The organism is Gammaproteobacteria bacterium (genome assembly GCA_040183005.1).
Taxonomy (GTDB): Bacteria; Pseudomonadota; Gammaproteobacteria.
Map to the genome: position 1 here is coordinate 366,684 of JAMPIW010000007.1, position 15,369 is coordinate 382,052.

Genomic DNA, 15,369 nt, shown 5'->3' on the forward strand with positions numbered 1-15,369 from the left:
CACAGGGGCGGAGTTTTATGCCGCCCCCATGACCGCTCGTGCCGAAACCATGTTTGCCAGATGATATTATGAGTTTTTATCGTCCAAAATCAATTTTAAAACTTATCCTTATAGGGTTTGTCTTCGTTTCTCTTCCTCTTGTTGTTGCTCTTGTTATCGCGGGGACCTACGTTGACCAGCTGGTTAAGCAAAGCCAGCAGGCGGTGCAGCAGACGGCTCAAGTCACTAGTGGAAGCAGAATGCTGGTTGAACAGGTTACTACCATGGAGCGAAGCGCCAGGCAGTTCCTGGTATTGGATGATGAGGCCATGTTTGGCGTATATACCAGCACCCATCAGGATTTTTTGCTAACGGTTGCTAAATTATCACAATTGCCTTTCGATCAAGCGCTCAAGGCAAAGTTGAAAGAATTGGAGACAAAAGCGCAAGATTTATTTGCCAAGTTAAGTATCCAGGTTGGCGATAAGACGCAAAGCAAGACGGAAGCGGTGATGGAGTTTGTCACCCTCTCGGAAATGGCGCAGGCGTTTTTTACGGAAAGCAGCCGGTTAGTGGATCGCGAAGTGGAGATTCTGCAGGAGACGGCGGGCACCGCTCAGCGCACCCTGTTCTGGCTGGGCATCGCGCTGGTGCCTCTGGTGGGTGGGCTGATTGGCGTGTTCGCCGTGCTTATTACTAGGCCAATCAATCGTATAGATCAGGCAATCCGCCAGCTGGGCAATGCCGAATTTTCTACTGCAATTGCCGTGACGGGGCCGCGCGATCTGGAGTCCCTTGGCGAGAGGCTGGATTGGCTGCGGCTACGCCTGATTGAACTGGAGGAGGAGAAAAACAAATTTTTGAGAAACATTTCACATGATCTAAAGACACCGCTGGCGGCGATTCGCGAAGGCAGTGAATTGCTTGTGGATGAGGTGGTGGGAAAGCTGACCGATGAGCAGCGTGAAATCGCGCGGATCTTGCGGCAAAACGGCATCCAGCTGCAAATCTTGATCGAGGGCTTGTTGAATTTCAATATCGCTAGCGCACGCAGTGCGCAGGTTCAATTCAGCCAGGTGAAATTGCATGAGCTGATTGATAAAGTAATTGAGGACCACAGGCCGGCATTCATGGCAAAAAGTATCCGCCTGGATAAGAGTTGTGCTGAGTTGGCGGTGGCGGGGGACAGGGAAAGATTGAGGATGATTATCGATAATCTGTTGTCTAACGCTGTCAACTATACTCCGCACCAGGGAACAATAATGATACGTCTGAGGAGAATGGAGAGCGCAGGCAAGCAATGCAAGACAGACAATCAGCATGAGGGAGCAGTAAAGCCGGGCGCCGATGTTGCGGTGCTAGACGTGGCGGATAGCGGTCCCGGTATCAACCCCAGTGAGCGACACAAGGTCTTCGAAACATTTTATCGCGGCAGTATCCCCCATGATGGCTATATCAAGGGCACCGGGCTGGGGCTGTCGATTGCAAAAGAATATGTCATGGCACATGGGGGTAGTATTGAACTGGTTGAAGATGGCACGCTTGCTAGCGGGGCGCACTTCCGGGTTACATTGCCGGTGGGTGGGGTATCCTGATGCGTAGGGTAGGTTTATTCTTGTTGATGACCTTCACGGTTGGCATTATTCTTGCTGGATGTGAGGCGATAGGGTGGAAACTGGTTAAACAGGAGCATATTGCAAAGCCAGCAGCTCCTGTACCAAAAGATCCTGGCCTTGAAATCGCGCCTTTGCTGGCATATTTTCGTTATGCTGCGGGGCTTCCTTCCGATGCGCTTAATAAAGAGAGCGCCCAGGCGGAAAGCGCTTTTAAAGCGAGCCAGGGTGTTGTCGAGCGGGTTAAGCTCACCATGTTGCTCGGTTTGCTGGGGCCTACCGAAAAACGCGACGAGGCGCGCGCGCAACGGTTGCTGGAAGGTTATCTGAATGACGACACGGCAACAAGCAGCGAAACGCTCAAGGATTATGCCGCTTTCCTGCGTGGCGTTATTATTGAGCAAAAAGGCCTTAGAGAGCGTAATAATGTGCTTGAGACAGAGAGGCGGGGGCTTAGGGAGCGTAACAGCGTGCTTGAGACCGAGCAAAAGGGTTTGAAAGAACGTTATAACGCCCTCGAAGATAAACTGCGCGAGGAAACCGCGCGCGCGGACAATTTGCAGGGTAAGCTTGACACTCTCAAGGCGATTGAATCAAGTATCCTTAAACGGAAGAGATAGCACGGTACATATGAATACGGCAAAGAAAAAAGTAATGGTAGTGGATGACGATCCTGGCTTGCTGCGGCTGATCGATATTCGCCTTAAAACGGCGGGCTACGATGTGATTACCGCCGAAAGCGGCGAGCAGGCGCTTGCCAAAATGACGGTGTCCCGCCCCGGCGTAGTCATTACCGATCTGCGTATGGGCGGGATGAGCGGAATGGAGCTTTTTGAAAAACTCCATGACCGCGATCCTACCCTGCCGGTTATCATTCTCACTGCTCACGGCTCCATCCCGGATGCGGTCGATGCGATGAAAAGCGGTGCCTACAGTTTTCTCACCAAGCCCTATGACAGCAAAACCCTGCTTGATCATGTTGAGCGCGCATCGAGGCTGAGCGGAGATCACCCCCATGCCGAGCCTTCTTACAATCGCGATACCGCCTGGCGGGCGGAGATCATCACCCGCAGCGCCCTGATGGAAGACTTGTTAAGCCAGGCATGGTTGGTGGCAAACAGTGATGCCAGTGTATTTATTCACGGGGATAGTGGTACGGGAAAGGAGCTGCTGGCCAAGGCGATTCATAAGGCCAGCCCCCGTAACACCAGGCCTTTTGTTGCGATCAATTGCGCCGCGATGCCTGAAACATTGCTGGAGTCGGAGCTATTCGGATACGCCAAGGGCGCATTCTCGGGCGCGGTTAAAAATCACAAGGGCTTGTTTGAAGCGGCGCATCAAGGGACGTTGTTCCTGGATGAAATAGGGGACATGCCGCTCGCATTTCAGGCAAAGCTTCTCAGGGTGTTGCAGGAAAGGGTCGTGCGTCCCGTCGGCGCCACTCAGGGCGTGGAGGTGGATGTCAGGGTCATTTCGGCTTCGCACCGCAATCTGGATGAACAGATGGCGAAGGGCGATTTCCGTGAGGATTTGTACTACCGTTTGAATGTGGTCACCCTGGATTTGCCGACACTGGCGCTGCGGCGTGAGGATATCCCCTTGCTGGCTTCCCGGTTTCTGGCGCAGCTTGCTGAAAAAAACAAGAAAAAACTGGATGGATTCGCCCCTGATGCGATGGAGCTGCTGGTCACTGCGCCTTGGCCAGGCAATGTGAGGCAGCTATACAACGTCGTGGAACAAACTGTCGCGTTGTCCGCCACGCCGATCATCCCGGCAAAGCTCGTGCAGAAAGCGCTCCGTGACAAACCGGCCGATATTCCTTCCCTGGTGGAGGCGAAAAGCCGCTTTGAGCGCGAATATCTTGCGCAATTGCTGCAAATCACTAACGGTAGCGTCACCCAGGCGGCGCGCCTGGCTAAACGCAATCGCACGGAATTTTACAAGCTACTGCATCGCCACCATCTTGACCCCTCCCTTTTTAAGCCCGCCGCTGTATCAGCCACGGAGCTTCCGGAAAAGCTCCATACTTGAGTTGTTCCGGGAAATACCCGGAACAACGTTTCGATAGTGTGGACCCCCTATCTCCCTCGGGGATGGGGGCGCCCAGGCTATTCCTGACTCGTCATACAGATTTATCCCATCTCATATTTCACAATAAAAAGTGAAGTATCGTAGGGTGCGTTCCACGTACCCTACAACATCATTGTCGTTTTTAACGCAAATTGGAATTAGATACCGACCCAAGTGTTGCTGAAAGCATCCTTCGGCAATGGTTTCGATCTCCCCAGACGGTTCAGTATCCCAGCCCTTTGAGAAACCGCAATTATTCAAAAAACGTTTGCCGTCTCTATCCTGAGACAGTCTAACGTATTGTAAGTAAATGCCTTTATATAATTCCTGACAATGCTGTAGCTGTATAACAACGCATCACCCCCGACTTTGCGAGTGCCTCATGGATTGGACCTGATTAAGTCGTGGCGGACATTTATTAACACATTGATATTTATATTAAATAATATTTTATATAATACATGGCATGACGATTGCTTTAGCTTCATTGCAGGGTGAAAATTCCCAGGGACGGGCCAAGGATGGAGCCTGATAATATGCTGGAAAAAAGTTGCTTCGCGGCTTTTTTCAGCAAGGTTACCAAGATGTCGATGAGTAATGGAGGGGTTGATGATGTACAACAGGGAAAATATGCTGCTGAATGTGGCGCTGGCAGGGCTGCTTGCTTTGTCGGGTGCTGCGTTTGCTCAAGGAATGCTTGGTGAGGCAGAGAATGCCGCACCGGATCTTGTCAAGGTCGATACGGATGCCGATGGTTTTGTCACTCTAAATGAGGCGAAACAAGTGAAAGGTCTGCCGGAGGCTTTTGGCCAGGCAGACAAGAATTCGGATGGAAAACTTGATGGCTCAGAGTTCGAGGCGGCAGTCAAGGCAATGCAAAGCTCGGGTAGTTAATTGAGATGATGCCGGACATTACAGTCGGCATTAATTGAATAGCAGCGCAGGACTTTCAACGGATTCTAACATCCTGCGGGCAACAGTGTTTTACCCCCCTTAACGCGGCTGCGAGGCCGCGTTTTTTTTTGCACAGAAAAAAGCCTTGGAAAAGCACCTGTTTTCTCCCTGAACGCTAAAGTACTTGTGAATAAATGCCGATGTTTAGCGATGAGGTAAAACCTCCGTCTGGATGCTGAATCAACATCGCAAGGTATTCGGCTAACCTGTAATCATTGGTGAGCACCTTTCACTTACATAGCACATCAGGCCAAGGAAATGACGCACAATAGCCATTCAACCCAATCACATGATTACACTGATCCCGCAGGGAAGCGCGCATTTCAGCGTTATCCTGTAGATCTGCATGCGTTTATCAGAGCTTCAGGCGATTTACGTATACCATGCGTCATACGTAATTTCTGCATCGGCGGCATGTTTATAAGTTATCGGCACTCGGCTGGTATTGAGGCGTTGTCGCAAGGATGTTTTCCTGCTGCCGGCGATGTTATTGCCATCCATTGCGTTGTCCCAACAACAAACCAAAGTAACCGGCTGCAATTCCAGGCACGTGTCGTCCGTGTTTTTGAAGGTGGCGTGGGTATAGCGTTCATTAATCCTAACCCGGCTGCTTTGCGGGTTATGCAAGACTTTTCCTTACAGTCAGGCAATGAGGTGTTGAGCGGACAACCGAAGCCTGATGAGATTATAAAGGAATGTAATCGTGTGATTGAAGATACGCTTGGTGTCATCACCAAAAGCGTGAACTCAAAAATGTCGAATCGCATGTTTGAGCTATCCCGTGATACAAGAAATCATAAGGAACAGAATGCATATTTTAATGCGTGCGACATTTTGAGTCGATCATCCGAAATTTTGGCGGGCCTTTTTCGCGCTGCCGTTCATGAGAGACTGATAAAACTTGGGCCCGATAAAATGAGGGTGAAACTGAGTGCGAAATCTGATAAGAACGGTCTTTCCACGCCCGAATTGTCCCTTATCGGAGATGAAGCGCTGACCGAATGGTTGTCTGTTTCTGATATTAATTATAGCGTTACATCTAAGCACAAGAAATTGCTCGTTGCGATAGAACAACGCATTTCCATAGTGTTGAATGTACGCATCGGTGAAGATAACAACCCTTATGCCCCCGGACTCTTTACAGAGTCTTTCTTGATAGCTATTAAAAGCCTTGACCTGGATCCTATAGTCAACACAGCCTGTCTCGCGATTTTCAAGGATGTGTTTATCGAAAAATCATCCGATCTTTACGCGAGTCTCGACACTGTCCTGGTGGATTTCGGCGTATTGCCCGATCTAAAGCTAAAGCACAAGGTGCTTTGGGGAAGTACGTCATCGCGAGCTGGTGTGCAGTCTCCGAATGCCCGTGGAGATGCCGACACGGCAGGGCGCAATCTATACCAGGTCGCTCACGAGATACGCAAACTCCGAGAAGAAATCGCTCAACAGATTTCTCGTCAAGCTGAAACTCCGCCTGTAACACAGGGTGACGCATCGCGATCAACGCAGATGCCTGATCAAGTGTACACAGCCTCTGATGTAATATCGGCTTTGGCCCGCTTGCAGGCGGATCACAGTGTACGTATCGCAGGCAGTAACGAGCCCACAAATATCAAGGATCGCGTCCTCTCCATTCTGGAAGGCATTAATCCAGAAAGCGCCCATAAAGAGATCAGTGCACACGACAGCAGTATCATGAATGTCGCTGGCGACCTGTTTCGTGCTGTTCAGAGTGATTCGCTCGTGGCTGACAGCGTTAGGCCTTGGCTCAAGCGTCTTGAATTGCCCATTCTCAGGCTTACGCTTGAGGACAATGCGGTGTTTCTTGACAGGACTCATGTCGCACGCCAAGTACTAAACAAGATTGCCCAACTGGAAATTCATGACGACGAACTTGCGAGCTCCAGCCAAAGCGCCATTAGGAGCACGATTGATCGCCTGATAGACCGGATCAACAATGAGTTCGATGGGACCACTGATGTATTTGAGAAAATCCTTATACAGCTGGACAGGCTAACTGAAATCCAGGATAAGGCCTATGCAGAAAATTTGAAGGATGTGATCACGGCGTGTGAACAAAACATCGTGGCTGCGGAATCGGGAGATGAGCCTGAAAGAGAGGAAGCAGGTTGTAATGTGGGAAAAATGGTTGAAGCAAGCACGCCGCCTCAAGGAGGGCGACTGGGTATTGTTTTTGACCAGTGACGACAAGGCGCAGCGGCTCCGGGTTGCATGGCTCAGCGAGCTCAATGGCATATATGTGTTCGTGAATTCTCGGGGTTTGAAGGAGAAGGCAGTCGACATCAAGGACCTTGCCAGAAAGATGCATCGAGGCACGGCCATACCGCTGGATAATACCGATGACCCGGCGATGGATCGCGCTCAGTATGCGGCATTGCAAGAATTGCACGAGCAATTGCTCTATGAAACCACTCATGATCAGTTGACTGGCCTGATCAGCCGACGGGAGTTTGAGTCCATGCTTGGCAAGGCAGTGGCAAGCTCCCAGCAGTCAGGATTGCGACATGTGTTATGTCTTGTCGACGTGGACAAGTTCAGCGCAGTCAACAACAGCTGCGGGTATGCGGGCGGTGACAAACTGCTCAAGGAATTGGCCGCCTTGCTTCAGAAAGAGTTGGATGGTCGAGGTGTGCTGGCGCGATTTGGTAGTGATGAGTTCGGCATGCTTGTGGAGAACTCTTCCCTTGATGATACTCTGGCTATTGCCGAGCAACAGATTGATGCCGTCACGAGTTACCGCTTCGAGTGGGAAGATAAGCGTTTTTCGGTAGCACTTAGTATTGGGCTGGTTCCGGTGAATGCGCGCAACAATAGCATCACAGAGTTGTTGCAGGCAGCAGAATCGAGCTGTCATCTTGCTAAAGATATCGGAGGCAACCGGCTACAGGTCTATCATGCCGGCCATTCCCAGCTGGCGCAGCGCAGCGCGGTAATGAAGTGGGTCGGCAAAATCGATGAGATATTGGAGGAAGACCGCCTGTTGCTTTACTGTCAGCGCATAGAGCCGATTAATGGAGGCCCCTCGGTACAATCCCATTTTGAGATACTTCTTCGCGTCGTGGATGACCAGGGAAACATCCTGTCGCCCCATGAATTCATACAGGCGTCAGAATGGTACGGACGTATGGTGGCGGTGGACCGTTGGGTAATTACAAAGGTTTTTAAATGGATGGCGGACCACCGCAACGCGCTTGAGGATGTCGCCGCTTTTACCATCAATCTTTCAGGGCAAAGTGTCACCGACGATAGCTTTATAGATTTCGTCCTTGAGCAGATGAATAACACGCAAATTCCACAGCATAAAGTATGCTTCGAAGTCACGGAAACAGTCGGGATCACCAATCTTTCGGATGCGTCGGCATTTATAATGGAGATGAAAAAGACAGGCTGTACGTTTGCGCTGGATGATTTTGGAAGTGGCATGTCAAGCTATGCGTATCTTAAAAATTTGCCTGTGGATCTCATTAAAATCGACGGCATATTCGTAAAAAACATGGAGAGCAATTCAATCGACTATGCATTGGTAAAGTCTATTTGTGAAGTCGGTCACTTCATGAACAAAAAGGTAGTGGCGGAATTTGTGGAAAACGAAACGATTCTGAACCTGCTTCGCGAGATTGGCGTCGACTATGCGCAGGGTTATGTCATAGATAAGCCCGGCCCGCTAGACCGTCTTCTTGCAGTGAAAGGCATCCAGTAATCCCGATCCAATATTAAGTCTGCCTCAAGGGGCGGCTGGGCCAGGGTGCTACTGAACCGCCGTAATATTCCGAATCCTAGCAGCCTGTCGGACTTAGGTCGAATCTACTGCGAAAGCGGGAGAGCGGTCCATTTTTCCGCTATTTTTCGTTAAATAGTGCCAGCTATTCTCCTCAAAATAGCGAAAAACTGTCCTCGCTCTCCCACTTTCTCGCTACGATCCCCTAAGTCCGACAGGCTGCTAGCGTTAAAAAAACGCCTTCGATTACGCAGTTTATATACCGTCATCCCCAAAATCCCAAGTAAAAATACACCGGCGGCAAAGGGATGCATTACGGTGTATATCACGGGGGTCAGGGCTACCCTGGTGGCGATCTTCAGGTTTTCATGATGTGCGATTAGATCCGCAATCGGGGGTGAATATCTGTAATACAGATCAACAAACGCCCTGCCTGCGCGATGGGGCATGAGCACCCTGTCCCTGAAGTCCCTAAGCGTTTGCACGTGGGGGTCGAGATATGATCCATACGCGGCAGTGGCGATGAAACAGCCGCCGCCGGTGCCGGCAGTTGTGCCGCCGCCACCGGGGGAGGGCGCGGCAGTTACTGTGATGTTTGCCGCAGCACGGTTGTTCGCCGCGTCAGGGTCGTTTTCGTTTTCTGTCGCTGTGGCGGCATTGCTGAGCGTCCCCCCTGCCGTGGGGATAATGACGATAGTTAGAGTTGCACTGGCGCCGCTATTGAGTGTTCCCAAAGCACAGGTGGTGGCGCCGCTGCAACTACCCTGGCTCGGCGTGGCGGATATAAGAGTTCCACCGGCAGGCAGGGCATCTCTAAGCGTTACACCCGTGGCGGCATCGGGGCCGTTATTGGTTACGGTGATGGTATAAGTGAGATTGCTTCCCGCCGTCACCGGGTTTGGCGTGCCGGTTTTTGTAACGGAAAGGTCGGCAATGCCAGGTGCGGTGATCTTGACTGCGAAGGCGTCGTCCAGGCCACCGGGCAGAGACTGGAAGGCGCCTGATGTGGTGGGAAAGTTTGTCGTTGGGGTGGCGCCGGTGAGGTAGATGGCGCGGGAGGTGTCCACAGCGATGCCGTAGCCCGCATCATTGCCCGTGCCGCCGAGATACGTGGAGTAGATGAGTGCAGCGCCTGTGGCGTTCAACCTAGTCACGAAGGCATCGGAAAGTCCGCCGCCAAGGGCAGGCTGGGTGGGATTCGCGGTGGGGAAGTTGGGCGACCAGGTAACGCCAGTCATATAAGCATTGCCATCGCCATCTACGGCGATGCCGTAACCAAGGTCGTTGTCGTTGCCGCCGAGGTAGGTGGAATAATCAGGTGCGGCGCGGCTTGTATTTATCTTGGTGACAAAGACATCTTCATTTCCGCGAAAGCGGGTTTGAAAGGCGGAGGAGGTGACCGGAAAGTCGGTTGAGCGAGTGGTGCCCGTTACATAGATTCCACCCGATACGTCCACGGCGATAGCCGTGCCTTGCTCACCGCTGCTGCCGCCGAGATAGGTGGAGTAGGCGAGCGCTGATCCTGCGGCATTCAGTTTTGTGACGAAGGCATCGCCTCCACCGGCGAAGTTGGCCTGGAAGGCTGGCGTAGTTACAGGGAAGCTCTTCGATGTGGGGTCGCCCGTGGCAGACATGGTAACGCCCGTCACGTAGGCATTGGCGGCATTATCCACAGCTATGCTGGAGCCTTCGTCATTGCGTCCGCCACCAAGATAGGTGGAATAGACGAGCGCGGATCCCGTAGCATTCAATTTCGTTATAAAGGCATCGAAATCAGTCGCCGGATTGCCGCCTTTGTCGCGTTGCAATGGGGTTGCTGTGGGGAAATCAGCCGATCCGGTGCTTCCGGTGATGTACGTATTGCCGGAGGTATCAACGGCGATACCGTGGCCCAGGTCATTGCCATTTCCGCCCAAATAGGTGGAGTAGACCAACGTGCCATTGTTATCCAATTTCGTGACGAAGACGTTGTCGCCCCCAAGGGGGGTGGCTTGGTAAGCTGACTTGGTGGTGGTGAAGTTGGTTGATAAGGTATTGCCTGTTACATAGGCGTTACCGCTCGTATCCACGGCGATGCCGCGTCCTTCGTCACTGTTGCTGCCGCCCAAATAGGTGGAATAGATCAGCGCGCCACTGCTATCCAATTTCATTACGAAGACATCACCTGTCCCGGAAAAACTCGCGGTACCGGTTGTGGGAAAATTGGTGGAGAAGGTGTTGCCAGTAATGTAGGCATTGCCTGCGGTATCCACGGCAATCGCGCTGCCTGAATCGCTACCGTTGCCGCCAAGGTAGGTCGACCAGGAAAGCACCGGGTCGATGACAAGGGGTTTGCCGGCATCATAGGCGGCGATATGGAAGCCCGCCGCATGTTTGTTCTTGAGCACATAGTGGCCAGCGACACTCTTTTTGACGCCGTTGATGACCTGATAAATGCGTGGCTTGTGCTGGCGGATTTCGCCGCTGGTGGTGGGCAGAACCAGATCGCCCTGGGTGTCGATTTTCAGTGACGTTCCCGGCGCACCCTCGAAGGCAAGCGTAATCATTCGGGGATCGGTGCCGGGAGCGACAACAAAATCGTATTCCAATTGGCGCTGATTGCCGTAGTAGACCAGATCCACGCCGGGATAGACATCCTGGTACGTGACCCGCGCATAGCGTGGTATCTGGGCGTGCCATTTATTGGGATCATTGCCGATGAAATAATTGCTCTGGCCGGGCTGTGGTTCTGTCCCGGTGATTTTGGGATTGGGATTGGCGCCAGCCAACTTCATGCGCAGCACGCTGCCTGTTTTTCCGCTTGCGGTAGTCTTGCGCAAGACCAGCATGGCCTCGCGGGGAGTTAAAAACAGGGTGTGGCCGTTGCCGCGTGACAGGAATTTTACACGGGCGTTGGCCTGACCTTGATTGACCTCGAAAGTGAGTGGCGATTTTCCATAACTTTCCACGATGATTGCACGAGCGGTTTTGCCGGGAGCAAAGAGGGCAGGCGGGATTTTGTCAGGCGCCTTCGGTGCGGGGAGAGGCTGCGCGGCGCGGGCGTTGCCGGAGAATCCAGGCATGATGAAGGCCGTGACGGCCAGTAGTCCCATGGCCGACACAAGAAGCACCGTCCGGTTGTTACGCATATCCCGCTACCCCCTTTTCCTTGCGAATGCGTCGGAGGGATTTAACCTAAAAACGGCAGTTGACCGCTTCCCTGTATGGCTAGCAATATGTTTTTAACAGACTTTAGCATACCCTGCGGGTTCGCCTGTTTGGTGGGGCCCGCTACGAGGTGCCGTTTTTAGGTTTAACCTGCTGCGTGGTTTACTATCCGCTCAATCCTCTTTTTTGTCCAGATAGCTGACGAGAGTTTCGCGCAGGCAATCAAACTGTGCTTCTGAGTGCAATGGCTGATTATTTTTATCGGTGACAAAAAACACGTCTTCGGCGCGCGCACCGAAGGTGGCGATTTTGGCGTTTTGCAGTCGTACGTCGCATTCCATGAAGGCCCGGCCAATGCGCGAGAGCAGCCCGGGCCGATCTGCAGTGATTAGCTCCATTACGGTGCGCTGGTTGCTCGCGTCGAGACTAAACGTGATTTCGGTGGGAGTTGGAAAGAATTTAAGCCGCCGTGATGGACGCCGGCTGACATGGGTCCGTTTTTCACCACCTTGTCCAAGATGTTGTTTGAGGGTGTCAAGAATCTCCTGGATGCGATAGGCGTTGGCAATGGGTTCTCCCGACGCCTCCAGAACTATATAGGTGTCCAGCGTGAAACCGTTATGCGATGTGATGATGCGCGCGTCAACGATGGTCAGCCCCAGTTGGTCAAACGCCTGGGTCGTGGTGGCAAAGAGATGATCCTGATCATAGGTATAGATGAAGATTTCCGTGCCTCCGCGCGGGGTTTGCTGGCGCACCAGGACCAGCGGCAAACTCGCCGGGGAGCAATGACTGATGGCTTGGCTGTGCCAGGCTATTTCATCGGCGGAGTGGCGCAGGAAATAGTCGTCGCCCAGCTCATGCCATAGCTTCTCAATGGACGCATCGTCGAGTGCATGTTGTTTTAACAGGGCGGACGCCTGTTGCTTGACTCCGGTGATCCGCTCGGTACTGTCGATGATATGTTCCAGGCCGCGCCGCAATGCGCGCTTGGTTGACTTGTAGAGTTCCGTCAGCAGTGAATCTTTCCAGCTATTCCACAGCGTCGGATTTGTGCCGCGGATATCTGCCACGGTGAGCAGGTAGAGGTAGTCCAGGTGCACCTGATCTCCGACTGTCGCGGCGAAGGCGGCGATCACCTGTGGATCCGAGATATCCTTGCGTTGTGCGGTGCTGGACATGATTAGATGGTGTTTTACCAGCCAGCCGACGAAGCGTGCATCATACTGGCTCATGCCGTGATGCAGGCAGAACTCCATGGCATCATGCGCGCCGAGCTCGGAATGATCTCCTCCCCGGCCCTTGGCGATATCATGGAAAAAACCGGCCAGGTTCAGGATCTCGGGTTTGGGTATGCGCTGTACAATGTCACTGCACAGTGGTAGTTCATGGGCGAATTCCGGTACTGTGAGACGGCGCAGGTTGCGCACTACCATCAGCGTATGTTCGTCCACGGTATACACGTGGAATAAGTCGTATTGCATCTGACCGACGATAGCGCCGAACATCGGCGCATAGGCGGCAAGCACGCCGTAGCGGTTCATGCGCCGCAGTTCGTGGGTGATGCCGTGTGGCTGGCGCATGATCTCCATGAACAGGCTGCGGTTGCGCAGGTCATCGCGGAATGTGTCATTGATCAGGTAGCGGTGGTCGCGGATCAGGCGGATGGTCGTGGCGCGCACCCCCTTCAACTCCCGGTGCTGTTGCAGCAACAGGAAGATTTCCAGCAAGGCAAAAGGATAACGCCGGAACACGCCGTCGTGCGTTACCTCGATAAATCCATTGCGCGCCTGAAAGCGGTTGTTGATGGGTGCTGCCACCGCCTCGCTGTCTGCATAGAGGATGGCCTCCTGGAAGAGTTGCAGCAGCATTTCATTGAGTCGGCTCAGCTCCATGATGGTGCGGTAATACTCTTTCATGAACTGCTCAACGGCGAGCCGGTGCTCCTCGTCATGGTAACCGAACTGCTGAGCCAGGGCGTGTTGATGATCAAACAGCAGCCTGTCCTCGCGCCGGCCAGTCAAGGTATGCAGCGCGAACCTTACCTGCCAGAGAAAATTCTGGCCTGCGATCAGCGCCTGATATTCGGATTCAGTGAGGAACCCGTGATCGACCAGATCATGCAGGGTGGTGGCGCCAAAATGGCGCTTAGCCACCCAGCCGATCATCTGGATGTCGCGCAGCCCACCTGGTCCTTCCTTGACGTTCGGTTCCAGATTGTAGGCGGTGTCGTGATATTTGGCGTGCCGGGCAATCTGCTCCTGCCATTTAGCTTCGAAAAAGCGCCGGCTAGGCCAGATCCGTCCCGGACCCGTGGCGGTGCGCATCGCCTCGAACAACGGCTGTGGCCCGTCCAGCAGGCGCGCTTCCATGAGGTTGGTCGCCACTGTAATGTCGCGCTCGGCCTCGGATACGCACTCCTGCAGCGAGCGCACGCTATGTCCCACCTCCAGGCCGATATCCCAGAGGAGTATCAAAAACCGTTCGAGCCGTTCCTGGTAGATTTGATGATTGTTGTCGCGCAGCAGCACCAGCAGATCGATATCCGATCCGGGGTGGAGTTCGCCGCGTCCATAGCCGCCGACTGCCACCAGGGCAAGATCATCGCTATCGTTATTGATGACCAGCCGGTGCCACGCCTGGATTACAAAGTAATCAATGGCTTCGGCACGGCTGCGCACCAGCTCGGCGGCGGGCGTGCCATTGAGGAAGCGCTCTTTAATCGCCTGATGGGCCGATTGCAGGGTGGCGCGGAATGGCGGGAGAGAGTTGCCGCCCTTGTTCAGGGCATCTTCAAAGGCTGTCTTGTCAAACAGGGGCAGGTTGTTAGATGTCATCCTCGGGCCGCTTGGTCAAAACTTCAACACCGCTATCGGTGACCAGCACGGTGTGTTCCCATTGCGCCGACAGGCTGCGATCCTTGGTTACCACCGTCCACCCATCGGGCAGAAGCTTCACATGGCGCTTTCCGACATTGATCATCGGCTCAATGGTGAATGTCATTCCCGGTTCCAGCGCCAAACCGGTGCCCGGTGTGCCGTAGTGCAGCACCTGGGGATCTTCGTGAAACACGCGGCCAATGCCGTGACCGCAATATTCACGCACGACCGAGCAATTGTTGGACTCGGCGTGGCTCTGAATGGCATGCCCAATGTCACCCAGGCGTATACCGGGCCTGACCATCTCAATACCGATACACATGCACTCATAGCTGATACGCGCCACCCGTTTGGCGACCACCGATGGCTCCCCGACAAAAAACATCTTGCTGGTATCGCCGTGATAGGCATCTTTGATCACAGTGATGTCAATGTTGACGATATCGCCGTTTTTCAGCACCTTGTCACTGGGGATGCCATGGCATACCTGATGATTGACCGAGGTGCAAATGGACTTTGGAAAACCATGATAATTGAGCGGCGCGGGGATCGCCTGCTGCACATTAACGATATATTCGTGACACAGGCTGTTCAGTTCTCCGGTGGTGATGCCGGGTTGCGCGTGGGGGGCAATCATATGCAGCACATCCGCTGCAAGCCGCCCCGCAATCCGCATTTTCTCAATTTCTTCAGGGGTTTTGATGGAGACGGTCATAATATAGGGTTCGATAGATCAATGGCTTATCTTACCGTTATTGGTGCCGGTCTGCCAGTCACGTTTAACCACTCTTTTAGTTGCATTGATTGAGATATGACTTGGTTTTATGGTATAAAACGCAGCTAAGCCATGAAGCCCGGCAAATTGCCGTGGTTCATGGCCCGGTTCCTCTGTGGCGCATTGCCTCAGAGGCATTAAATCACACATGCGCCGTCACATATGTCAGGGTGCCCGCCAGAACCAATAAACAGGCGGGTTGATATATGGGGC

At 53.1% G+C, this 15,369-nt stretch carries 9 protein-coding genes; 6 read left to right on the forward strand and 3 right to left on the reverse strand.

Features of this window, described 5'->3' with window-relative positions; genetic code table 11:
- The first annotated feature begins 68 nt into the window (after window positions 1-68).
- The 6 genes from M3A44_07595 to M3A44_07620 all read left to right on the forward strand — a co-directional run bounded on the left by M3A44_07595 (window position 69) and on the right by M3A44_07620 (window position 8,337).
- Entirely contained in the window at window positions 69-1,574 is a 1,506-nt protein-coding gene (locus M3A44_07595) for an ATP-binding protein (protein ID MEQ6341510.1), read from the forward strand.
- A 26-nt stretch (window positions 1,575-1,600) separates the two neighbouring features.
- A complete protein-coding gene (locus M3A44_07600) occupies window positions 1,601-2,212 on the forward strand; it encodes a hypothetical protein (GenBank protein ID MEQ6341511.1) in 612 nt (203 codons plus the stop codon).
- 10 nt (window positions 2,213-2,222) lie between these two features.
- Window positions 2,223-3,623, forward strand: a complete 1,401-nt coding sequence (locus M3A44_07605) for a sigma 54-interacting transcriptional regulator (GenBank protein ID MEQ6341512.1) — start codon at window positions 2,223-2,225, stop codon at window positions 3,621-3,623.
- Window positions 3,624-4,271: 648 nt separating this feature from the next.
- A complete protein-coding gene (locus M3A44_07610; protein ID MEQ6341513.1) occupies window positions 4,272-4,556 on the forward strand; it encodes an EF-hand domain-containing protein in 285 nt (94 codons plus the stop codon).
- 318 nt (window positions 4,557-4,874) lie between these two features.
- Window positions 4,875-6,821, forward strand: coding sequence for a DUF1631 family protein (locus M3A44_07615; GenBank protein ID MEQ6341514.1), 1,947 nt, complete (start codon window positions 4,875-4,877; stop codon window positions 6,819-6,821).
- A complete protein-coding gene (locus M3A44_07620) occupies window positions 6,721-8,337 on the forward strand; it encodes a DUF1631 family protein (protein ID MEQ6341515.1) in 1,617 nt (538 codons plus the stop codon). Before M3A44_07615 ends, M3A44_07620 begins: the two co-directional genes overlap by 101 nt.
- A gap of 149 nt (window positions 8,338-8,486) precedes the next feature.
- Here the strand turns inward: M3A44_07620 and M3A44_07625 are convergent, their stop codons facing one another.
- From M3A44_07625 to map, 3 genes are all read right to left on the reverse strand, one after another.
- Window positions 8,487-11,483, reverse strand: a complete 2,997-nt coding sequence (locus M3A44_07625; protein MEQ6341516.1) for an SBBP repeat-containing protein — start codon at window positions 11,481-11,483, stop codon at window positions 8,487-8,489.
- A gap of 192 nt (window positions 11,484-11,675) precedes the next feature.
- Window positions 11,676-14,339 carry a [protein-PII] uridylyltransferase gene (gene glnD / locus M3A44_07630; protein ID MEQ6341517.1) on the reverse strand — a complete coding sequence of 888 codons (2,664 nt, stop codon included), beginning with the start codon at window positions 14,337-14,339 and terminating at the stop codon, window positions 11,676-11,678.
- Window positions 14,329-15,096, reverse strand: a complete 768-nt coding sequence (gene map / locus M3A44_07635; protein MEQ6341518.1) for a type I methionyl aminopeptidase — start codon at window positions 15,094-15,096, stop codon at window positions 14,329-14,331. Before map ends, glnD begins: the two co-directional genes overlap by 11 nt.
- Window positions 15,097-15,369: the final 273 nt, after the last annotated feature.